Origin of the sequence: Rhizobium nepotum 39/7 (genome assembly GCF_000949865.1) — a bacterium.
Lineage (GTDB): Bacteria > Pseudomonadota > Alphaproteobacteria > Rhizobiales > Rhizobiaceae > Agrobacterium > Agrobacterium nepotum.
On sequence record NZ_JWJH01000026.1, the window covers coordinates 12,580 to 33,001 of the forward strand.

The following is a 20,422-nucleotide window of genomic DNA, read 5'->3' on the forward strand; positions in this document are numbered from 1 at the left end:
GGCTCGATGCCGGCAAGCGGTCCGGACCATGCGGAAAAGACGAGAGGCGAGCAACGCCTCTCGTCTGAAATTCAGTCAGGCACCCAGTTCTCGGATCACGGCTGCGACAGGCCAGTCGCCGAAATGGGTCCGGCACTGGGCAACGAGAATGTCGACGGCCGTCTCATTGGCCTCAATGGCTCGGATCGCCTCATCCATGTCGTCGTAAGCGCCGAGATTTTCGACCGGCTCATAGGCCCCGCAGTCTTCGTCCCAGTTGCCGGCGATGTACTGCGGGGCGTTTTTGACACGGACCAGTGCTCGTTCTGCTTCGTGAATGAGACGGAACCCCTCGGTCCGCTGCCGCCAGTATTCCGGGCTTGCGTCGTCGATGTATTTAATCTTGCGCTGTGTCATAAGAAGTCTCCTTTCGTTTTCTGACGGAAGGAGGCCGCACGATAGCCGCGAGGGGTCAGGGATCGCGGCACGCGACCGCCAGGGGCGGCGAGCGGGGGAACCGTGCAGTCCTTGACGCCGGAGTGGCGGGTGCAAAATGGGAGGTCAGAGAGAGAAGATAGCCCGCGGCCACGATCAGGGGCCGTCCGTTTTCCGGCGACCAGCCGGCCCTTTCCTGTCCACCACCGCCGTGATTCCTGGGAACCGAGATCGGGCGGCATGGCGAGCTTTCATGAAAAAAGGGCTCCCGCCCGGTGAGAGCGGAAGCCCCTTGATGCGAGGTCAATAGCCCAAACTAGTGATGATCTCGTCAAGCTCCTCATCGAGGGTCAAGTCGAAATCGCAGTCGTCACCATAGTCGGGAAGATCACCCTCTTCGTGACCGCATTCGGTGCATCTGATCGTATGATACTGGTTTATCGAACCGGCTTCGCAGGCCTCCCAGTAGCGTTCGAATGCTTCACCACCGCATTCGGGGCATGCGACAATTTCGAGAGCGTCATCAAGGTCGAAACCACCCGGCTCCACGCAGCCGCCGTAAACTCTTGTCATGATCGTATCCTTTCGTGTCTATGACGAAAGAGAGCCACGGAGCGCCGCCGAGCGGGTCAAGGATCGCGGAACGCGACCGCCAGCGGCGGCGAGCGGGGGTGCCGATTTTGCCGGCGGGCGCGTCAGCGGCCGACGACAAAATTGGGGGAACCGCGATGTCCTTGAGGCGGGAGAAGGGGATCGTAGAATGGGGCGTCATAGAGATAGAGAGAACCACGCCCGCGACAGCGGGCGTGACCATTTCCGGCGGCCAGCTGGTCGTGCACCACCTCCGCGCCGCAACGGTCGCGATATCGCGCCGGCGGTGCAACACCGCGAGAGGATCGTCACGCGACAGCGCGGAGACCGCTTGCGGGCTCCGGGAGCGCTCCGGGGCGCGAGTAGAGCCGTCCGGCAAGGCCGGCTCGCCCGATCATCGCTTCGCGGATTGCCAACACATCACGCAAATGAATCGGTCGGGCAAGACCGATTCAAATCTCTCGTTGGACCTGCGCTCCGTGATCGACGATCCTCTCGGCATGATCACGCAGCCCTATCAGCTTTATATCGAACGCACGGACGCCTCGATGAACATGGCCCGTTACTATGCCATGGATATTTCGGAGACCTTGTTTGGAGAAACCCGGCTGACCCGCCGCTGGGGACGCATCGGTGCGCACGGCCAGTCGAAGGCGCATATCTTCCTGCGTGAAGAGGACGCCGTGCAGCTGTTTCTCGATCTCGTCCGCCAGAAGCGGACACGCGGCTACCGCCCGGCTGCGCGGCAGGCGGAACGAGACCCGCTCGCGCGGACCTCGACTGGCGTCTTATCGGCCCGAGCCCCAATCGGTCTCGAAGGCGATCTCGATCTCGACGAAAAACGGGATCTTGATCGAGAGCTTGAGGCCGAGCTTACCCTTGCGGAAGAGGTGGCCGGCGACTTTGCCGAGCGCGCGGAGCCGTCGCCCAGTGGATGTGAGGTATTGGGAGAGTTGGCGCATGATGTTTACTCCTTTCGATAGCGTGTCATTGCGGGGATAGGCCGCGGCCCGGAAAGGGGTGCTGCACCCGAAAGGGCGGTAGCGAATGCAATGGACCTGCCGGCGGCGGCAGGTTGTGGTACGACGACCGGGCTGCAACATCCCCGATGCCGATGACAGGGGATCGAAAGGAAGGACGCGGCAGCCTCCCGGATCTTTCCGGACGAGAGCAGGCTGCGACGTTCGATGTGCTCGCAGCCGAAGCGAAGCTTCGGGCCTTGGCCGCCGGTCGATCCGGCGGGCTGGGCCAGGAACAGCGGCAAAAGCCTCCGTCAGAACGGAGGCTCCGAGGAATGGCTGCCGTCCTGTTCGGCAAGCGCGGCGGCCAGTTCGGCCTGAGCGAGTTCGAGCTCGGCCTGGATCCGGCGGCGCTCGCTGTGGTCGACTGCGTTGGCAAGCTCCAAGCGCAGTTCGGCAACCTGGATTTCAAGGGCATAGGTCATCGTCGTCTCCTTGACGTTTGTGAAAGACGAGGACCAGCGGCGTGAGGAGATGGCGGGGTCAAGGATCGCGCAGCGACCGGCGGAGCCGGCGTATGGGGGAGCCGATTTTCTGACCCGACCCGGCGGGACGGGGCTGAAAATTGGGGGAACCATGCGTCCTTGAGGCCGTCATTTCCGAACGGCACAATGGGACGATCTGAGCAGACCCTTCACCTCTCCGTATAGCACCGGCAAGATGCAGGCGGGTTCGATGCCCGCTTGCATCTTCATCGTATTGGAGAGACCGGACGTGTTCGCCGGCATTGTGCCACCGGGCATGGCGGAATCGTGCGTTAGATGTCAGAAGCCCCGGGAGACCGCATATTTCCTGTGGTTTTTGCGTCTTTTCGGGCGGATGCGGAGATATCGCCCCTATCGTCGCCACATCTTCAACTTCATACCGGATGGTGTGAAACACGAGGAGCCGTTATATTATGACCACGACCATTGAAATTGCGGACAAGATCGCATCCGAACAGAACCTGAGCAAAACGCAGGCCAAGGCGATTGTGGAGAGCGTCTTCCGGCAGATCACCCAGGCGGCGCTGACCGGCGCAGAGACGTCCATTCCGAGCTTTGGCAAATTCAAGCTCAAGGAAACCCCGGAGCGCGAAGGCCGCAACCCGGCGACCGGCGCGACGATCAAGATCGCGGCTGCGAAGAAGCTGAGGTTTACGCCAGGCAAGGCCGTGAAGGACGCACTCAACGCCTGAGCTGTCCTTATGACAAAGGCAAAGCCGGATCCGTGCGCACTGCCCGGGGCCGGGTTTGTTGTTTTTGGGTGAACGGCCCCGCCCTGCGGCGGGGCCATTCGGGGGATCCGGTCATGCGGCCTCGCGGTTCGGGCGGGACCAGACGAGGACGTAGTCGCCTTCCTTTTCGGCCGGCCACAGAGCGGCGTTGATCGGGGCGTTGAAACTCGGATCGTCGAGCTTGAGGGAGATGTAGGGCTCGCCGTTGGCCGAGACCGAGTTCCAGCCAGCTCCCACTTCGGCAGCGCCGGAGGTGACGCGGAAGTCCGGGGCGTCGCGGGACACGCGCTCGATGGGATTGAGGCGTGCCTTCATTGCGACCGTAAGAGTGCGAACGTTGCCGACGATGGAGTTGCCGTTGGTGGAGAATTCGCCGATGACTGCCATGACTTGGTTCCTTTCGTGTGATCGGGCTGCGCCCATCGCTGCCTCGATGGCGGTGTAAGGACCGGGAGCGATCGGCACCGCACCCCTTCAGGGGCCGGAACGCAGTGGAGGGCGGCCGGACCGGGCTATTTTGCTTCGCGATGCAAAGCCCGGCCTGCCGGGCGGCGGAAAATAGTCAGGGCCGGCCGTTGCGGTCAGCCGGTCGAGCCGCAGGCGTCTTACGGTCACACCAGTCCCATCGAGGTCTGCGTGGGTGCAGCGGTGTCCAGGGCGGAGGAACCTGGCAGGGCGCTGGATCTTGGCGGTCCCCGCTTCGAACAGACGCTTTCGTTGGCACGGACTTTCGGGATCGGCCGCATGCTGGCGCTTCCGTCTGGTGACGCTTTTTACGGGGACGTCGGATTTCCCGCCTCCTCTCGCTCTGGCGTTTGACGCGACTGGACCGACGTCACCGACACACTGTCCGCTCTCCCCATTCGTGTCCCGTGCCAGCGCCTGCGCCGGATTTCTGCTGGCAGCAGCTCGCCAAAGGGGGACAAACTGCCTTGTCCGTTTCACCTCTGGTCAGAACACGGGGGTGTAATGTCCGGCGGCAGGATAGCCGACTTCCGCCACGGAACGGGACACGTCCGACCGCTCGCACCGGGCTCCTGTCAGACGCGCGATCCGATAGGGGTGCCCGGCATAGACGGCAACGGCTTTCCAGTAGACCGCCATTGGCGCCTTGTTCTGTCGCCAACTTCGTTTGGCCGCGCTCACGCGCAGCCCGCCTCCCCCTTCTGGCCGACAAGCCAGCAGCGCAGGTCGCGCCGCATGAAGCCGATGGATTCACTGATCTCCGTGATCCGAGCATCGCCGTCGACATAGCCCCTTTGCGAAACAGATCGACAAAGTGCCGCATGACGTCGAGATAGAGCTGCCCTTCGACGAGCGCGACATAGCAGAAAGCCGAATTTTCGAGGTTCGGTGAGCGATGCGATGTGCAGTCCGGGATGTTCGCCGAAGGGCATGACGCGGGCATGAGAGGTCGGTCGCGGCCAGCGTGTTCCGAGATCGCCGCGCTGCATTGCGGTTGCCACTGCTGCCGTCATACGGCATCTTACCGCTCGATCGTCATGTCTGCGGCCTGGAAACCGAGATGGGCGGAGAGAAAGGCAACATGCGCCTTCTCCCTTTGAGGATCGACTGCACGGAGGCTCCGCCATAGCGGGCCATCGTAACGCTGGGCATGTATGTCAGGCCCCAGCGTTTCGTGACCGAGCAGCCGAGGATCAGCAACCGGGAGGGAGAATTCGCGTCCACTAGGCTGCCTCCCTGTGTTCAGCTGCCACCGGCTGCAAGCTGTGCAGATAATTGACAGCACGCTGCGCATGCGCAGCTGCCTGGAAGATCGCCCGCTTGTCGTTGGCGAGTAGACCTAACCAGGATGCAAGGTAGCTTGCATGATCAGGACGTGGCTCAAGTTCGGGTACGATCCCGAGGTCGGCGCACAAGAAGCAACTGCCGAGCTCGGCGATGAGCTCCTCGCGCGCACGTTCCGTTTTGTCCTTGGCATATCGGCTGAGGTCGCGTCCGACACGGGCCGGATGCGCCGTCCAATGGCAGCTCTCGTGACTGAGGGTTCCGACGTATGCCGCAGGATCCCTGAAGCTCTCGAACGGCGGCATCTGGATGATATCGCTGCCCGGAGAATAGAAGGCCTGATTACCGCCATGCCGGATGACCGCGCCGGTGTTGCGGAAGAACGCGTCGGCATGGTCCATGCGTTCGATCGGGCTCAGGACCGGTTCGGGTGCGCCATGATAGTGGTCAGGCAGGCCGTCGATTTGCGCCACGTTGAACACCGTGTACGATTTCAGAAACGGAATATCGCGCTCCACCTCGCCGCCATTGCCATCGGATTCCGATTTGGTGAAGCGGCTTGCATAGATGACCGTCGTTCCGGTCTCGCCCTTGCGAACAGCGCCGCTCAATTGCAAGGCCTGCTTGAACGTCATCCATGTCGGCGAGGCATAACCTCGTGCCATGCTCTCGGACCACAAAAGCAGCACGTTGAGGCCACTATAGGGTTCGCCATTATGGCGCAGCGGCCGGCTGATCCGTCCCGCCGTGTTTGCGGCCGACCACGGCTTCATCCATGGACGCACGCCTTCTTCCAGTTCAGCGACAATTTTCTCCGTGATCCGCGCATAGAGATCGGCGCGCTCGCCCTGCTCTTTTCGTTTCATATCCTTCAACCTCCGTTTTCGGAGGTCGCGACCATCGCGACCCCGTCACGGCGGTCCAAAAGCCGGGGAGATCAGGGATGAGCGCACGCGGAACGCGCCGCAACGGCGTGAAGGAGGGCGCAAGCCCTTGCGCGAAACCCTCACCCCGGCAGGACCGGGGGCGGGACGGGTCGCGAAGAGATCGATTACTGCGCCTCTTCCTCAGCGCGGGCGACGGACTTCACCAGCAAGACAACTTTCTGCCGCACGGCAGCCGAAGGGATCTGCATGAAGGCACGGTTGAGATTGAAACCTTCCGTCGAAGACAGGAACAGCGCGACCTCAGCGGTCTCGCGTGTGATATGGGGATTATCGTCGTCTTGCCGCTCACCGTGGTTTCCGTCGAAGAAATAGGACATTGGAACATCCAGCGCTGTCGCGATCTGGCTGAGGCGGCTGGCGCCAACGCGATTGGGTACCCTTCTCGTATTTCTGGACCTGCTGGAACGTTACGGCAAGCTTGCCCGCCAATGACTGCTGGGACATGCCTATAAGCTTGCGCTTCAGCTTGATACGGGCACCGACTTCGACGTCGATCGCATTCGGGACTTTCTTCTCTTCAGTCAAATATTCCGCCTCCGTGCACCTGTGACGGTCGCAAAATGACGCCCCGGCTGCATCCGTTGCAAGTCCACATTCTCATATGCGCATGATCGAAGGGAATATTTCCCCGACTTAGAAACTACTTGTCCGGGCTTGGACCGGTTGCAATCTCTTCGGTCGGCGCAAGCTCTGCCGACGCCTGTCTCTCCCGGCGGATTTCCTCGACGCGCAACTGCGCCGACAGGCGATCTGCCTCCTCGATCGGAGCGACCGGTGTACCTGTTGCATCATGACGCATGGCGTCCGGCTGGGCGCTCGCGAGCAAATAGTTCTTCGAGCGCGCATAAGCGGCGATCGCCCGACGCAGGTGCACTGCCGGCACATCCGGTTGGAGGGAGGTGCGCAACGTTTCGAATATGCCGATCACGAACGGAAGGATGGGATCACCGTCTTTCACAGGAAGGACCGGCGCGGGCGCGGAAAGAAGTGCATTGATGGCGGCAGCCTTTCTCAGATCCGAGGCGTTGGCCGGCACGGGTCCCTGTGACTTCGACCAGGGTTTGGTTTTCGGGGCTGAGGTGTTCTCCATGGATGTCCTTTCGCAATCGATCGCCTGCATATAAGCATGCAGAGCCGACGAGAACAGGACACCCCGTCTACGTGAAGGTTTGGCGGGGCCGGAGCCCCGCCGTGATGGATGTTACTCGAAGGCCGACAACTGCGCTGCGGCCGCCTTGCGATCGAGCGTCTGGCCGGGATTCTCGACCGGCCGGTCGAAGGGCTTCCAGGTTTCGCCGACCACCTGCTCATAGGCTGCGACAGCGCCGACGGCCGCCATTCTGAGCGCATGTGCCTGGATACCCATGTCGGCTGCGAATTCGCGCTTGCGTTGGGCGGCGCTGTCGTAGCCGACCGGACCATCGAGATCCTCGTCGCGGGCATCCGCAGCGCTCTTGGCGGTGGCGTCACGCGCCTCGGTGACGGCTCGGCTGTAGAACTGGCCGGCGCCGTGCGCCGATCCGACATAGGCACCGACGATACGCTGCAGATGGATCTGCATTGCCCGCTCGCCAAGCCCCTCGGAAAGAGCGGTGGCGGTCTCGACGATCAGGCGCTCGTGCATGTCACGGATGCCGTCGCTGTCGAGAATGGCGGTCCCGAAGCTCTCGGCGATCCGGAGCGCCTGGGTTTCGTCGGGGCATGTGAGGTGGACCATTTCGAGGGTGGCGCCTTTGCGCAGGGGCACGACGCGGGCGGATGGGCGGGTTGATTGGCGGGACTGGGTTGCGGGCTTTGCCATGATTGGTTTCCTTTTTGCTTTGCCGAAGCGTCGGCCCCCTGGCCGTTCTGTCCTTCGGTGCGGTCGAAAGGAACCGGCGCAAACCGGGCGGTTCAGGGTCCGGGCAGGCCAGATCGAGCGAAGCAGGCATGCGGTCAAGCAGGGCTGCCCAAGCCCTTGCGAAGCCCGCGTGCCTGCTTTGTCGAGAGCGGCATGACCGGCCGCCCCGCGGCGCAACAGCGGCCTTGAACCGAACGGGCGCCGGTTCAGACCGCCACGAAACCGAAGGACGGAACGGCCAGGGGGGCAAACCACGGATGCCGAAGAGGAGAGGAAATCAGGCAATGCCTGCGCCAAGCCCAACCGACCCGCCCTCCCTTGCCGCGGCTTGCCCAGTCATCACAAGCGCCGGACATCACCGCTGGCTTGCCGCTCCGTCTGAGCAGAGGCGCCGTGCAGAGGTGCACGGGCACGCAATGATGCGATTGCTGCCTCCTGCCGCGCGAGCTTTCGCGAAAGCGCATCGATCTCCGGCTGGCACTCGGCAGCGATGGCGGCAAGACCGGTACGATAGCGATTGAGGAACGCGTGCCGCTCAGGCGGTCTGCCACGGCGATACCCGGGTCTGCGCGCCCCAAGCGACGGTATCAGCGCGGTCATCTTGCGGATGATCTGACGCTCGATCATATCGATCTGATGCCGCGTCTGCCGGCAGGCATCTTCCATGCGCCGCAGTTCCACATGATGGTCGATCGAGGAGATCATGCCACAGCCCTCCCGGTCCATGACGCGAAGCTCGATGGGCCTTCGTAAACCGCGTGCCGGGCCTCATCGATGACGAAGCCGAAGCAGTCCGCCTTATAGTCCGCCGACGGCACCAGAAAGCACCGCTCCTCGACGCCGTGATCGCGCCTGCCACCACGCGTGGCGATGACCTCCGTCATGCCGGGGTGATGGTCCGAGCGAAGCGCGGAGGTCACGATCCAGTCGTTGGCATGTTGCTCGAAGGCCCGGCGATCTTTTTCCTTGGATTCGCCGTGAACGAGAACCAAGCCGAAAATCGCCTCCCACGCGTCGGGCTCCCAATCCTTAAGCGTCCGTGCCGCGCAACGCCACTCAAACCCGGTGAACAGGTCCGGAAAGGCGACCGCGACCGCCGCCCAGGCGGAATCCTCCTCGTACCAACCGTCCTGCGACCGCAACATCGGATGGACTTGCGCATTTTGATTTCCGGAGAGCTTGAAGCCTCCATGTCCCGCCGTGGTGTGAGCAACCACACCTTCGGCATAGATGGTGGCGCGTTGCGAGGGACCCCAGGGAGTATTGCAGCGGATCCGCGCCGGTCTGCGTGCAAGGCGAGCCAGTTCGCGGCTATGCTCGACCTGTTCGAGCGTCCGTGCATGAAATGCCGACTCATTCTCGATCCTTCCGTGATGAGAATAGAAGTCCTCCCGTGTGAGATCGGCAAGTGGTCGCGTGACGCGCCAGGCGGAGGCCAGAAAATAATGACCGTCGCGCGCTGGCACCATGGCGAAGACAAGATCTCCGACGCGGGCAACCGGCATTCCGTCTGCACTTCTTCCAAATTCCACCCCTGAACTGTCAGGGATGGACGGATCGATCGCTTCAGGAGTGGGATCCTTCATGCTGCGGCCCTCCCTTCGACGACATCGGCGGCGATTTCGTCCGCTGTCACGTCCTCAAGAACAGCGGAGGGGTAACCGTGCCGCGACAGCCATTCCTCCGCGGCCTCGCGGTTCGCCGCCAGATGGACGAGTTCGGCATGATCGCCGGCTCGATCGAACACGCGGCAACTGCCTACGGCAGGACGTTCGACAAAGCTGAATGTCAGGCTGGTTTCCAGCGAGAAGGTTCGGTGGATGCGGATGGTGATGACACCGCCGCTGCCATAGTCGCCCTCATGCAACGTGAAGTTTGCCGGCAGGATTATGTTGTCGGCGGCGCGCTCGTCCTGTTTCCGGATCAGCCGGCCGAAGCTGTTGCTGGTCTTCCAGGCGGACAGCTTTTTGCGATGGCGTTCGGGTGGACGGGGCGCGCCGTCGGTCCATTTAAGGATGGAGCCGATCGGTGCCAGAAATGCGAGATGTGCAGTCATGCGAATTCTCCCTGAATGTTGAGGGGGTGTTGGAAACGAAACCGCCGCCGATGGTGACCATCGGCGGCGGGACTTCATTCGGAGAGAAAAAGGAAGCGGCTATTCCGCCGCGATCCCGTAGGCGTCGTGATCCTCGACCGGCTCGTCGGTCTCGGAACCATCCTCAAACGTACCGGGAAGATCGCCCTCACCCTCGGAGGGATCACCCTCTTCCTCGATGCGCTTTTCCTCGATATCCGCCGTCTCCGTTTCGGCCTCTTCCTCATCGTCCACAGCCTCGCCGTGTTTGATCAGATCGAGGACGTCCTGCCGGTCGGGAGCAAAGAGCGCGGAAGCGTGGATGAAGCGTTCCTGGCTGAAGTGATCGACCAGAGCCGCACGGGTCTCCCGAACTTTCTGGCGCGGAAGCACGTTCGCCTCCTTCGCAGCCGCCTCGAGCGCCTGCCGAGACAGGCACAACAGAAAATCTTCCGAGCCCATCTTTGGCAGGAAGCTGTCGGCTCCGATCGCGTCTCCGGCGATGCGCGACACCACACCACTGTTCGACATGCCGCGTCGGCATGACAGCACGTCGATCAGCATCGAGCGGGCCGCGACACGCACCGTCTCCATGTCAAAGGCGAGCTTGCCATCTTCGGAAAGCAGTTGGGCGGCATGACGCCGGAAGCGCTTCGGCCCGTACACGCTGTCGCTGGCGCCGGAATCGACGCAGACGTTCTGTCCTGCGAAGGCAAGGACGAGCAGCGCCATCAGCATGTCGTCCTCGATCGGCGCGCGGCCGAGCGCTTCGTGCAGGGCATCGGTGCGGAAGTCGCCGATCATGTCCTGGCCCTTCTGGGTGACGTCCGGGCGAGGCTTCGGTGCGTCGATGACCGGATCATCGACTGTTCCTGCCGCATCGTTACCGGCGGAAGCACCACCCTTTCCCTTCTTCTTGTCCTCGGGCATGCGGAAGGCAACCGATTGCACCTTACCGTCGCGGTCGAGATACATGGCGATATGGTCGGACTTCGACGGCTTGCCGTAAATGCGCTCGGCCTTTTTCGGGAGCTCGGGCTGACCCCAGTTGTTGACCTCGACGATGGCGCCCTTCTTCGGAAGGTTGTTCGTCATCCATTCCTGCTGGGCGCCGAGGAAGGCCTCGACATTGGTCGTGTAGCGGCTGTCCTGATCGGCCGGTGCGAACAGATCCTCGACCCATTCGATGCCGTAGGCCTGAGCCAGGTCATCGCCGAAGCTCGCATCCTTCGCGAACATCCGCGTCTTGGAAAGCGCGCGCGAGATGTTGTACCAGTCGGCGCGCTCAGCTTTTTTGGGCTTGTTGGCCTTCCAGACCTCCTTCTGTTCCTCGATCGATGCCGCGGCGATGGTGCGCAGCTGCTGCTCGTTCGGCATGTCACCGAGCGCCATGTGGTCGAGCATGGCCGGCAGAACGTTGGCCAAAAGCCTGAATTTGCGGATCTGGCGGACCGGCAGCGCGAGCGCCACGCCAATCGCTTCCTCGGTCCAGCCGAGGGCAACAAGCCGTTCTATGCCGCGCCACTGATCGATAGGATTGAGCGGTTCACGGGCGATGTTCTCGACCATGGAGCGCATGGCGCCGTTGTCGTTGGCCGCCTCTCGGACGATCACGTCAATTTCCTCAAGACCGGCGGCAATGGCTTGCGCGACACGCCGGTGACCCGCCTGAATGATATAGCCATTTCCGCCGTCGGTTTCAGGCGCGACGATCGGCGGCTGGATAATGCCAACGGCCTTGACCGTCGCTAGCAGCAGCGCATCGGCCTGCGGTGACGATTTCGAGCGGCGCGCGTCGTCGGGATTGTTCTTCAGCGCGCGTGGATCGAGTTTGAGGATCTGCATGGGATTTGCTCCTTCCGGGTTTCGGGGCAAGCGGATCGCCACCCCTTCCTGTCTTCAGTTCTTTCCGAAGACACTTCCCGGACCGCAGAGCGGACGGACCGGCGCAACTGCGCCCGAGCGGCCCTGCCCGTCAGGGCGAGCGGGGCGAAGCCTTGCGAGAACGACCGGCAGGGTTGAGGAGGGGGCGGTTGAGCGACAGCGGTGGCGGGACAGCCGGTCTGCGAGTAAGGTTTTCTATCCTTGCTTCTTCTTGTTCTTTCAGTTTGCTCCTGACGTTTGCGTTGAAACAGCCGCCATTGAATCATCAGGGGAATTTCGGCCCGCAGAACTCGGAGTTTCGCGACCGTATCCTGCAACAACCTACCGAAAGGGAGCGTATGCTCGAAATCCGCCCGGCAAAAACTATCGATCATGAGAGCATCGTCCAGCTCTGGCACCAGGGATGGCACGACGCACATGCCGACATCGTGCCTTCTGAGGTGTTGGCGTTTCGGACCAAAGACCATTTCAGTCTTTGGCTAAAGGAGGCTCAAGACGCGTTCTATGTCGCGACCGAAGACGATCGCGTGCTCGGGTTGTCGGTGAAGAGAGCTGAGGTCGTCAAGCTCTATGTCAGCACGCGCGCTCGCGGGACCGGTGTAGCCCATGCCTTGCTCTCACACGCGGAAAGACTTTTGCATGGCGCGGGGATAACGACGGCAGTGCTGTTCTGTACGGCGGGCGATGTCCGAGCTGAACGATTCTATCAACGGGAGGGACGGAGTCTCAAGCACTCTTTTGTAGATGTCCTTTGGACACCAAAAACCGTAGATATGAAGTTTATGGTGTCTACCCATCGCTATGAAAAGGACCTGGCACCAACCGCTTGAAGCACTTTCGTAAATGTCAGGATGTTCTCGCCGCTGTCGTTGTTCGCCGCTTGCTGAATACTGAAATGGCCAAACAAACACCGCCAAACTGCATAGACGCCCCGATTGCTTCGGCAGGGATTGGGAAACGGCCCTCAAACATGAAGCCGTAGGCGAGACCAAAGATCGTTTCAGCTACAATGAGCTGGGCCGCGAGCGCCAGCGGCAGACGACGGGAAGCGACCACCCAGCACCAGGTTGCAAACCATGAGCCAGCCAGCCCCATCACCAGCGCCCATACGATAAAGCGAGCGGTTTCCGAAGCGGATGCCGTGTCCGCGAGATCGAACGAAGCTTATGGTAACAGGAGTAGACTTCCGATCGCCGCACCGATTCCCTGTAACCCTGTCCATTGCAGTCCGTCCGGTGCGTCTGCCGATCGCATGACAGCCGCATTCGCCAGACCATAGGCGATCCAGATCGCCAACGCCGCCGAACTGGCGAGAACTCCGAGTAAGATCGATGACTTATCCCCAACGTCGGCCGTGCTGATCGTCGCAGCGTTCACAATCGCCACGCCGATTGCGATCAGTGCCAGGGGAAGCGCGAGCGCCTTCCATGGTGCGGACCGGTCTCGAGCATTGGCGATGACGGCCAGAAACACCGGCATGGTACCGATGATGACTGGCGGCACGGCTGCGCCGGCGAGTTGAACGGCAAAGGCCACACTGATGAAGTATCCGACATATCCAGCCCCACCGAGGAGCAAACCGATCAGGAGCCGTGAGCGAGCAATGCCGGCAGGGCGGAACCGTCGATCAGCCATCAGCAGCAGGCAGGCCAGGCCGAAGATGCCATAGCGGGCAATCGTCAAATCCCATGTCGTGAACGGAGCGACCGCGCGCGGCGCAACAAAGGTCAGCCCCCATAAGGCGCAAGTGGTGAGGCCGGCGATAATCCCAAGCAGCATGATTTTCTCCTGTTGAGTCATCATGCAATGCGGTCGGCCGGATTTATATGGAATGGCAAGGGGTATGCGGATAGATTGCCTATCATGTCGAAAGCAAAAGTGCCTCTCAACCTTCGAGGCGGAAAATCAACGCTGGATGCAACGGACGCAAAGATCCTGGTAGCGTTGGATTCGGATGCCCGTTTGTCGATGAGCGAACTTGCCCGCCTTGTCGGCATGTCCGCGCCGAGTGTATCGGAGCGGGTTCGCCGGCTGGAAGCAACAGGCGTCATCCGGGGCTTTACCGTAGATGTGGACACGCGCGCCATTGGTTATCAGATCAGGGCGATGGTGCGAATCCGGCCGCTGCCCGGCAAACTCCACCTCGTCGAACGGCTCATTCAAGAGCGCCCGGAATTTGTCGAATGCGACAAGATCACCGGAGACGATCCATTCCTTGCCCGCCTCGTGGTCCATACGATCGAGCAGATGGACGATGTTCTTGAAGCGCTCTCCGAGCACGCCGTCACCAGTACCGCCGTCATCAAGGGAACGTCTGTAAAACGACGTTTGCCGCCCCTGTAGCAAAAATCAGGTTCGCATATCCGCGGCGGCGAAACAACTCGGTCTTGGGCGCTCCACGGTTTATCGGGAAATGCGGCGTAGGGTATCAGGCGTCACCCGCTTAGTTGTCTGTCTTACTTGCGAAACGGCTGGTTCCGAGGCATTTCAGATATGCGACGAAGATTACCTAAAGACGCGGAAACTCTGCACACGACGACGCTATGAAAAACCTTGTTTAAAGCCACTCTAGCATTAAGCTACTGCTTCAGGGGCGCCGCTGACACACTGCTCCCACGACCACATCGGAAGGTGGCCTCGAACTAAAGTTGTAACTACTTTGAACTAACCGCGGCCTAGGTGAGCAAAATGTGAAAAAAAGGCAGATCCGAAGGCGGCAACAGCGAGAAACATACACAGGCTCGTTAAGGACGTGAATCCAGCCAAGCTCACTGCCGAATAGATGGTTCCAGCTGCTGCCAAGCCACCTATAAAATAAAGTAGAGATAAGGACTTAGCGGAATTTTCTCCACCGTGTCTTTCTAGGATTTTCGCGGTGAAAGGGGGTGAGTAAGCTCCTTTCGTAAGGCCGAGTAATGAGAAACCCAGTAAGACAATGCTGGTAGAGAGAGAGGTGCTAAGCCACAAGCCGAGTGAGACAAGAGCCATACCCGCCCCATTGATTAGGGTGAATATCTCGAAGGACCTGCTTAGCTCAAGTTTTCGCGTTGCCAATGACAGATAGTATCCCATCAGAGACGAGATCAATATCGCCGCAAACAATGCGCTAACGACACCGGGATTAACTCCCAAATGTATGAGAGTCATCTGAAATAATATTGGGAGAACGGCGTCAAAGGCATATACTAGGCAAAATCGTGACAATATGCTTCGGGGTACAAGTTGAAAATGTCTTAGGGAAATATTGTCAGATTTGACCTTCTTGTTTCGGCTCAGAGTGTCCCAGCCAAATCTCATTATTGCCAACGGCATCAGCGAGCCGAAAACCATGGCGCAAGCGCTCGCGATGAAAACTGCTCGAAAACCGAACACGGTCGAAATTGCTGCTCCTCCCAGTAAGCCCAGAAGCAGGCCCAGATGTCTGCCAGTCCAAGCCTTGGATTCGTATTCGCTGTACCGGCTTTCCATCCCCTCATGCTTCAGAACAGAGAAAATCATCGTTGAATCTGATCCGGCAATCACGCTTTGCCCCACTCCCTGCATTACGGCCGAAAGCATAAACCAAACGATATGCATGGAAGATGCCTCGATGAGGTAGGCTGTCGAAACAACCAATCCACCGGCAACCAACGATATTTTTGGACCGAAGTGATCCGCAAAACCGCCCGAAGGAAGCTGAAGAAGTGAAAAGGTCGTCCAGTATATCGAGCTCAGCAACGCGATTTCCTGCGGAGAGAAACCCAAGCTCTGATAATAGGCGACGGCGAGGGCTCCGTGAAACAGAGCGCTTCTCAGGCATTTATGGGCCGCGTAAAGGAGGGATGTCAATTTTTAAACGTCCCCACCACCTCAGCGTAGACGCCATTGGCGCCACCTGCGGCGTCTCTTATCAAAACTGTGATAAGATGCGAATGCTCACTTTGTTCTGGATATTTGATGTCTAGATCGACCTGCCAACGCTCGGCGACATCCGTTATTTGAATCGAACCTGAAAGATCGTAACTGTCGTTTCTGTTGCGTGATGTGGTGTGCCTAGGATCTATATAACTCCGGAAGTAGTTTTTATCGAAGTTTACCCATACATCCGGCTGAGCAATATGCTTCTTCTCGAAATGAAGAGTTATCTTCAAATTGTCAATATGGGCAAAACTAGACATCCGGACATGAAATTTTTTGCCTTTCCACCTTGTCTTAAATGATCGTTCGTTATCAGTGCCGAGCGCAAGGACTTGCGGAGTATTGAGGGAAATGGTGCGCAAACTGGAGCGATCTATGGCCTCTACCAACGAAAACGGCCTTGTTACTATATCGGCGGTCGCCACGGTAAGACGGCGCCTCAGACCCAGTGCAACGAAGAAATCTTCAGACCAGTCCCCGGCTTCCTCCAGAATGGGATCTTTTTCTGTTAGAAGTAAGGTATTGGTTCGGGCTGCGTCGGCAAACGTAGATCGGTGCAGGTTGATGATACGTGTATAGTAATCGAGGCAGTCGAATTGAACGAGCAGTTTTTGGAATTGCTGACGGTCAAAAGATGGGAGAGAAATCAGCCTTTCAAGCTCAATCAGCTCAAACGCTCTCACTCGGGGCCGGAACCGTAATATGGGCGGATAAAGCCGTATATAATCAATAAAGATGTGCTGGAGGGTGATGAAAGCGGCGTATGTGGCCGAAAGTTGCAGCGTAGACGTGGACGCGCTCGGTTTCCACGAAATAGTTTCCGCCGCAAGCAATTGGTATGGCAAAGCCTGCTCACCCACCTCGGACCAGACATCTTTTGTGCTACCACTGGACATATGGCGGGGACGTTCAGCACGGAAAATCGGGAAGTGTCGGTGGATGTCAATGTCTTGCCCGCGAAAGCGAATGTTTATCTCCTCGTGGGTGGCCGGAAGATAAGTCTCTTCGCTCCCGAACTTTATCAGTTCAGCCCCAGCGGTCGCCGGGACGTCTGCGATAAGATCAACGTCCCATGAAAAGCGTTCGAGATACTTGTCACCGCTGAGGCGCGAAACAGTGTTTCCTTTTAAAACGATAAAGCTTTGGCTGACCACATTCGACAACTCGGCCAGTAACTCGTTTCGGGAGCGGACCTGTACTTGGATCGCCCGGAACTCCTCACGCAATATGCTTTTCAAAAGCGAGGCATCGCGTCCGCTGGGGACCCGCTCGATTGCATGGAGCCCAAGCCCGGTGATACGATGTTGCCTGAGATATTCCGCAACAGCCGCAGGTGCGATCCCTGCAATAGCATCAAAAGTTAGGGTTCCACTCGCCCATCTGAGAATGTTGAGGAGCGGCTCAGACTCCAGATCTCCAAGGATGACATCTGTTTCCGACGTCCAATTTGTCACTGCTGGGCCTCCGATACACTGTCTGCGTCTCGCCCCTCATCAACTGGGAGAGGTTCCCCGTGTTTTTCGAAACCTTTGACGAAAGCGATCTCAACCAGACGAAGTGAGGCGGTTACTGACGGACGTCCCTGCCAGGGCAACGAAATGGCGAAAGCGGCTTCAAAATTTCGGGTAAGGTGACGACAGACGTTTGGCAACCGATCAAATAACATAGTCGGACCCATCTGTGATAGCGGAGATGGCGATACTTGGCTTTGACTTTCGACGCTGAGATATCCGCGCGGAGTAAAGATCTATCGTGGCAATTGGATCGAATTTACTCTTGAATTCGTCAAGAGACGGAAGTTCAGATCCTCCCATGTTCAGTGCTTCGATACCTTGCTCATGAAGCCTTTGGCATGTAGACACCAATTGGAAGTCGGACAGGCCCGTGATGGTCGTGTCGCAGAGGTTCACATACAGGTTTGCAACACCCGCCCCGATATTTTCCCATATTGTGAAGCCAACGGGTCGAGCACTTTTGAAGAAAACAAGCCCACCAACTTCTGGAATCGGGGTCGACAATATTCTAAACAGGTGCTCGTAGAATTGTGTCATCTCGGGCGTGTCCTTGCGATCAAGGATCATCGTGCCTTCCCAGAAGCGAAGCGTCGCTCGGAACGGTGCTAGATCGCTCATTTCATCGATGCTGGTCGCCTCGATATCCGTTCCAGCTCTACGGCATTTGTTTCTTATCTTGGCGAACTGCCGCCCGACCAACGCTGCGACTTTTTGGGTTCCGAGGACCCGAACAGGGTATTTCCAGTCGAGTTCTTCCTCGTTGATAATCGCAACGGATATATCACTTCCTGATGCGTCCAGTGTTTGTTCAAGCTTCTCCAAATCCGCCGCCGTATAGCGAGCAAGGCGAATCTCGTTCTGCTTCCCTACCAAATCGGGGAGAATACTTGCGGTAAGGGCATAGTCCGCATGCAGACCAATTTCCGGGAAAATCAGAATGCAGTCTTCGCTGTGGGGATGCTTGCTTTGCACGAAGCAACTTTTATCCGATGCATAAACAATGGCTCCTCTCCGTCCTGTAAGTTTATAATATAGCGGAGCAATTGAATATGAATCTTGATGGAAAGCGCCAATGCTGACGAAAAGTTTTCGTAAACTGGGATAGTCTAAAGGTCTACTAAGGCTGTCCATTCGCGTAATCCCATGAAATCTACAACGGTTTCCCGTACATTGTCAGCGGGAGGGCCCCGTCGTTGAATAGTTCGACGCAATGAAAGTGGTTGTCCTCATCGCGAAACATATGGAGCGATCCGACGCTACCAGAGAGCGTTGCATCTCCCTCACTGGCCAGTTGCACCAATCCGGTCAGGGGAAAATAGGGAGAGAGCTCTAGCGGGTTGGATTTCGAATGAGTGAACGCGTAGCGATTTCCATCCGGCAAATATACCAGCCACCATCGGTCGTTGGGCGGTGGGCTATTTGAGGTAAGCGTATAGCTCACCCACCTAAGCGAGTGTCCTAGAACGTTCTCTAGGCGATAACTATCTAGCCCCACGAAGACAGATCCTGGAGCAAACTCTGCTTCAAAGTGGTCTCCGACAAAATGCCGAGCGTTTGAAACATCCACCATTAAAATACGTCTCGGCTGAGAATCGCAAAGAGGGGTGTTGGAGACAGGGCTTTGCGACCATTTTTGGAGATCGTTTCAAAAAGGGTCGCGACTTCCACAACTGTCGCTCCTGCGTTTTTGAGAAGGCTCAGCGCACCCAGAGACGTACCGCCTGTTGCGACCGTGTCATCAATGAGAACAACCCTCGAGCCTCGCTCAACGACATCATTTGCCAATGTCAGCTTGCGCTCGGCGTAAACCATTCCGACGGAGGCCTCCGACGCATCGTAGACTGTGTCGCTGGCCTTGCGGATTGGATGAAACGGAACGTTCAATACGTAAGCAAGCGTTGCGCCAAGACCGAAACCACCGGCACCGATCCCTGCGACGGCATCGATCTTGCTTCCTTCATATCGTCCCTGAAGGCATTCGATCACCGCATTCCTTACGTTTGGATTTTTGTCAAAAGTACGATAAAAATCGAGGTATCTGATTCCTTTATGCGGGAAATCGTCGAATAGAATCTTGTGTTTATCGAGCAAAGCTGCGGCTATCTGCTTCTTTTCCTCAAGGCCCGCCTCAGTTTCTTCAGAAAAAATAGCTATTTTTTCAGGCATCTAAACCTCCTTTTCGATTAATATTTCGCGTTTGTATTGTGTTATCACAGCGTCGATCGCCGAGAATATTTGCGAATTTGCGGTGTCTTGCCCCAACGTCGAATCAATTGTTATGAAGTCGTTATCCACACTCGTTCTCGCAAACGATTGAATCGCGCGGCGATAGAAACGAGGATCAAGGATTTTTCCCTTGTCTTTTGGGCGAGCTCGTATCCTATCGAGAACGACATTCTCAGGCGCAGTGGTATGGAACCCGATAGCAGGTCTCGGTAAACGTGAGGCGACCTTGACCATTGTGGCCAAATCGTCAGCATTTGCGCCAAGTGCTGCGGCCTCGGCTATTGGCGTTATGGCGTAGCGGTCGCAGATCAACCAAACGCCGTCCCGAAGCAGTCGGAAGTAATGTGATCGGAATCTCTGTAGACGATCAGCAAGGCACACCAGTCCTAATGCAGGCTGATCGACGGTTCCATCAAAAGCGGCTGAGGTATCGTCCGCATATGACCTGAAATAAGGCAACTGCCGGCAAAATGGGGAAAGCAGGTCGAGCTTTTCGACCGCGATGCCACTGTTTTCGAGATAGTCGTGCGCAGACTGCAAGCTCGTCGACTTGCCACTACCATCAATCCCTTCAAAGACGATCAGCCGGCCGCGAAATTGCAATTCGCTGAATGGTATCTTGAGATTCCAGGCTGGCGCGTAGTCTTCTTCAAGGGTGCTGACAGAGAGTTGCCATGGATATCGCCGTTGTTGATCGTGCCGCTGCTTGAGAAGAAAACTATCGGAAGCCATGTGATCACCTATTGTCTATAAAAATAGTAGACTATCGCTATGCGTGAAAGTCAATGTGACAATTTTATGAAGCCAGCCGAAGATTATATTTTGTCAAAATCACATTCATATATCGAATTTTATTCTACAATTTTTATTTTCGTGATGTCCGAGCAGAAGGAGATATCTCGTATACTAACGAGACAATCTCGAAAAACTTTGCCTCTCGTTCACTACCTGAAGTAGCTACCCATATCTTGTGTCAAGATTTGATTTTTCTAAAACGATAAAAGGGCGGCCTGTGGTGGGCTTGATAGAGGGAAATCCAGCTCGTAGTGAA

22 protein-coding genes and 1 pseudogene are annotated in these 20,422 nt (G+C 58.0%); 4 read left to right on the forward strand and 19 right to left on the reverse strand.

Features of this window, described 5'->3' with window-relative positions; translation table 11 throughout:
- Nucleotides 1–75 precede the first annotated feature (75 nt).
- Entirely contained in the window at nt 76–396 is a 321-nt protein-coding gene (locus RS75_RS21785) for a hypothetical protein (protein WP_045024403.1), read from the reverse strand.
- Nucleotides 397–717: 321 nt separating this feature from the next.
- Nucleotides 718–987, reverse strand: a complete 270-nt coding sequence (locus RS75_RS21790; RefSeq protein ID WP_045024405.1) for a hypothetical protein — start codon at nt 985–987, stop codon at nt 718–720.
- 155 nt (nt 988–1,142) lie between these two features.
- On the opposite strand from RS75_RS21790, the gene RS75_RS27395 reads away from it, so the two are divergent.
- Nucleotides 1,143–1,988, forward strand: coding sequence for a WGR domain-containing protein (locus tag RS75_RS27395; protein ID WP_324607190.1), 846 nt, complete (start codon nt 1,143–1,145; stop codon nt 1,986–1,988).
- A 290-nt stretch (nt 1,989–2,278) separates the two neighbouring features.
- On the opposite strand, the gene RS75_RS26920 is transcribed toward RS75_RS27395, so the two are convergent.
- Nucleotides 2,279–2,449 (reverse strand): hypothetical protein, encoded by a 171-nt coding sequence (locus tag RS75_RS26920; RefSeq protein ID WP_167341586.1) that lies wholly within the window; start codon nt 2,447–2,449, stop codon nt 2,279–2,281.
- A 473-nt stretch (nt 2,450–2,922) separates the two neighbouring features.
- Here RS75_RS26920 and RS75_RS21805 point away from each other — a divergent pair, with 473 nt between their 5' ends.
- On the forward strand, nt 2,923–3,201 hold the full coding sequence (locus RS75_RS21805; RefSeq protein ID WP_045024411.1) for an HU family DNA-binding protein: 279 nt from the start codon (nt 2,923–2,925) through the stop codon (nt 3,199–3,201).
- 111 nt (nt 3,202–3,312) lie between these two features.
- Here the strand turns inward: RS75_RS21805 and RS75_RS21810 are convergent, their stop codons facing one another.
- The 10 genes and pseudogenes from RS75_RS21810 to RS75_RS21850 form a co-directional block, all read right to left on the reverse strand.
- Entirely contained in the window at nt 3,313–3,627 is a 315-nt protein-coding gene (locus RS75_RS21810; RefSeq protein ID WP_045024413.1) for a DUF736 domain-containing protein, read from the reverse strand.
- A 755-nt stretch (nt 3,628–4,382) separates the two neighbouring features.
- Complete coding sequence (locus tag RS75_RS27155; protein ID WP_234704311.1) at nt 4,383–4,718, reverse strand: hypothetical protein; 336 nt, start codon at nt 4,716–4,718, stop codon at nt 4,383–4,385.
- A gap of 210 nt (nt 4,719–4,928) precedes the next feature.
- Nucleotides 4,929–5,855 carry an ArdC family protein gene (locus tag RS75_RS21815; RefSeq protein ID WP_045024450.1) on the reverse strand — a complete coding sequence of 309 codons (927 nt, stop codon included), beginning with the start codon at nt 5,853–5,855 and terminating at the stop codon, nt 4,929–4,931.
- Nucleotides 5,856–6,040: 185 nt separating this feature from the next.
- A pseudogene (locus RS75_RS21820) lies at nt 6,041–6,461 on the reverse strand (helix-turn-helix domain-containing protein).
- 115 nt (nt 6,462–6,576) lie between these two features.
- Entirely contained in the window at nt 6,577–7,056 is a 480-nt protein-coding gene (locus RS75_RS21825; protein ID WP_234704312.1) for a ProQ/FINO family protein, read from the reverse strand.
- Nucleotides 7,057–7,137: 81 nt separating this feature from the next.
- A complete protein-coding gene (locus RS75_RS21830; RefSeq protein WP_045024416.1) occupies nt 7,138–7,737 on the reverse strand; it encodes a hypothetical protein in 600 nt (199 codons plus the stop codon).
- Between the two features lie 378 nt (nt 7,738–8,115).
- Nucleotides 8,116–8,481 carry a hypothetical protein gene (locus RS75_RS21835; RefSeq protein WP_045024418.1) on the reverse strand — a complete coding sequence of 122 codons (366 nt, stop codon included), beginning with the start codon at nt 8,479–8,481 and terminating at the stop codon, nt 8,116–8,118.
- The gene (locus tag RS75_RS21840) at nt 8,478–9,362 is read right to left on the reverse strand and encodes a DUF7007 domain-containing protein (protein WP_045024420.1); all 885 of its coding nucleotides are present in this window, start codon (nt 9,360–9,362) and stop codon (nt 8,478–8,480) included. Before RS75_RS21840 ends, RS75_RS21835 begins: the two co-directional genes overlap by 4 nt.
- Nucleotides 9,359–9,832, reverse strand: coding sequence for a hypothetical protein (locus RS75_RS21845; RefSeq protein ID WP_045024422.1), 474 nt, complete (start codon nt 9,830–9,832; stop codon nt 9,359–9,361). Before RS75_RS21845 ends, RS75_RS21840 begins: the two co-directional genes overlap by 4 nt.
- A 99-nt stretch (nt 9,833–9,931) precedes the next feature.
- A complete protein-coding gene (locus tag RS75_RS21850; protein WP_045024424.1) occupies nt 9,932–11,695 on the reverse strand; it encodes a ParB/RepB/Spo0J family partition protein in 1,764 nt (587 codons plus the stop codon).
- Nucleotides 11,696–11,883: 188 nt separating this feature from the next.
- Between RS75_RS21850 and RS75_RS21855 the strand changes: the two genes are divergently transcribed.
- Nucleotides 11,884–12,564, forward strand: a complete 681-nt coding sequence (locus RS75_RS21855) for a GNAT family N-acetyltransferase (RefSeq protein ID WP_234704313.1) — start codon at nt 11,884–11,886, stop codon at nt 12,562–12,564.
- A gap of 334 nt (nt 12,565–12,898) precedes the next feature.
- On the opposite strand, the gene RS75_RS21860 is transcribed toward RS75_RS21855, so the two are convergent.
- Nucleotides 12,899–13,537 carry an EamA family transporter gene (locus RS75_RS21860; RefSeq protein WP_234704314.1) on the reverse strand — a complete coding sequence of 213 codons (639 nt, stop codon included), beginning with the start codon at nt 13,535–13,537 and terminating at the stop codon, nt 12,899–12,901.
- A gap of 60 nt (nt 13,538–13,597) precedes the next feature.
- Here RS75_RS21860 and RS75_RS21865 point away from each other — a divergent pair, with 60 nt between their 5' ends.
- On the forward strand, nt 13,598–14,077 hold the full coding sequence (locus RS75_RS21865) for an Lrp/AsnC family transcriptional regulator (RefSeq protein ID WP_045024426.1): 480 nt from the start codon (nt 13,598–13,600) through the stop codon (nt 14,075–14,077).
- 321 nt (nt 14,078–14,398) lie between these two features.
- On the opposite strand, the gene RS75_RS21870 is transcribed toward RS75_RS21865, so the two are convergent.
- From RS75_RS21870 to RS75_RS21890, 5 genes are all read right to left on the reverse strand, one after another.
- Entirely contained in the window at nt 14,399–15,562 is a 1,164-nt protein-coding gene (locus RS75_RS21870; RefSeq protein WP_045024428.1) for an MFS transporter, read from the reverse strand.
- Entirely contained in the window at nt 15,559–17,085 is a 1,527-nt protein-coding gene (locus tag RS75_RS21875) for a nucleotidyltransferase family protein (RefSeq protein ID WP_045024430.1), read from the reverse strand. The genes RS75_RS21870 and RS75_RS21875 overlap by 4 nt, the downstream gene beginning before the upstream one ends.
- Nucleotides 17,086–17,286: 201 nt before the next feature.
- Nucleotides 17,287–18,276 (reverse strand): DUF2156 domain-containing protein, encoded by a 990-nt coding sequence (locus tag RS75_RS21880; RefSeq protein ID WP_152643177.1) that lies wholly within the window; start codon nt 18,274–18,276, stop codon nt 17,287–17,289.
- Between the two features lie 438 nt (nt 18,277–18,714).
- On the reverse strand, nt 18,715–19,311 hold the full coding sequence (locus RS75_RS21885) for a phosphoribosyltransferase family protein (RefSeq protein WP_052679726.1): 597 nt from the start codon (nt 19,309–19,311) through the stop codon (nt 18,715–18,717).
- A complete protein-coding gene (locus RS75_RS21890; protein WP_045024432.1) occupies nt 19,312–20,103 on the reverse strand; it encodes a nucleoside/nucleotide kinase family protein in 792 nt (263 codons plus the stop codon).
- Nucleotides 20,104–20,422: the final 319 nt, after the last annotated feature.

What these genes read in the sequence shown, in the direction of transcription:
- RS75_RS26920 (WP_167341586.1), bottom strand. Translation starts at nt 2,449, where the DNA reads ATGACCTATGCCCTTGAAATCCAGGTTGCCGAACTGCGCTTGGAGCTT.
- RS75_RS27155 (WP_234704311.1), bottom strand. Translation starts at nt 4,718, where the DNA reads ATGACGGCAGCAGTGGCAACCGCAATGCAGCGCGGCGATCTCGGAACA.
- RS75_RS21790 (WP_045024405.1), bottom strand. Translation starts at nt 987, where the DNA reads ATGACAAGAGTTTACGGCGGCTGCGTGGAGCCGGGTGGTTTCGACCTT.
- RS75_RS21880 (WP_152643177.1), bottom strand. Translation starts at nt 18,276, where the DNA reads ATGGACAGCCTTAGTAGACCTTTAGACTATCCCAGTTTACGAAAACTT.
- RS75_RS21865 (WP_045024426.1), top strand. Translation starts at nt 13,598, where the DNA reads ATGTCGAAAGCAAAAGTGCCTCTCAACCTTCGAGGCGGAAAATCAACG.
- RS75_RS21785 (WP_045024403.1), bottom strand. Translation starts at nt 396, where the DNA reads ATGACACAGCGCAAGATTAAATACATCGACGACGCAAGCCCGGAATAC.
- RS75_RS21850 (WP_045024424.1), bottom strand. Translation starts at nt 11,695, where the DNA reads ATGCAGATCCTCAAACTCGATCCACGCGCGCTGAAGAACAATCCCGAC.
- RS75_RS21835 (WP_045024418.1), bottom strand. Translation starts at nt 8,481, where the DNA reads ATGATCTCCTCGATCGACCATCATGTGGAACTGCGGCGCATGGAAGAT.
- RS75_RS21860 (WP_234704314.1), bottom strand. Translation starts at nt 13,537, where the DNA reads ATGATGACTCAACAGGAGAAAATCATGCTGCTTGGGATTATCGCCGGC.
- RS75_RS21805 (WP_045024411.1), top strand. Translation starts at nt 2,923, where the DNA reads ATGACCACGACCATTGAAATTGCGGACAAGATCGCATCCGAACAGAAC.
- RS75_RS27395 (WP_324607190.1), top strand. Translation starts at nt 1,143, where the DNA reads ATGTCCTTGAGGCGGGAGAAGGGGATCGTAGAATGGGGCGTCATAGAG.
- RS75_RS21810 (WP_045024413.1), bottom strand. Translation starts at nt 3,627, where the DNA reads ATGGCAGTCATCGGCGAATTCTCCACCAACGGCAACTCCATCGTCGGC.
- RS75_RS21890 (WP_045024432.1), bottom strand. Translation starts at nt 20,103, where the DNA reads ATGGCTTCCGATAGTTTTCTTCTCAAGCAGCGGCACGATCAACAACGG.
- RS75_RS21840 (WP_045024420.1), bottom strand. Translation starts at nt 9,362, where the DNA reads ATGAAGGATCCCACTCCTGAAGCGATCGATCCGTCCATCCCTGACAGT.
- RS75_RS21885 (WP_052679726.1), bottom strand. Translation starts at nt 19,311, where the DNA reads ATGCCTGAAAAAATAGCTATTTTTTCTGAAGAAACTGAGGCGGGCCTT.
- RS75_RS21815 (WP_045024450.1), bottom strand. Translation starts at nt 5,855, where the DNA reads ATGAAACGAAAAGAGCAGGGCGAGCGCGCCGATCTCTATGCGCGGATC.
- RS75_RS21830 (WP_045024416.1), bottom strand. Translation starts at nt 7,737, where the DNA reads ATGGCAAAGCCCGCAACCCAGTCCCGCCAATCAACCCGCCCATCCGCC.
- RS75_RS21825 (WP_234704312.1), bottom strand. Translation starts at nt 7,056, where the DNA reads ATGCAGGCGATCGATTGCGAAAGGACATCCATGGAGAACACCTCAGCC.
- RS75_RS21845 (WP_045024422.1), bottom strand. Translation starts at nt 9,832, where the DNA reads ATGACTGCACATCTCGCATTTCTGGCACCGATCGGCTCCATCCTTAAA.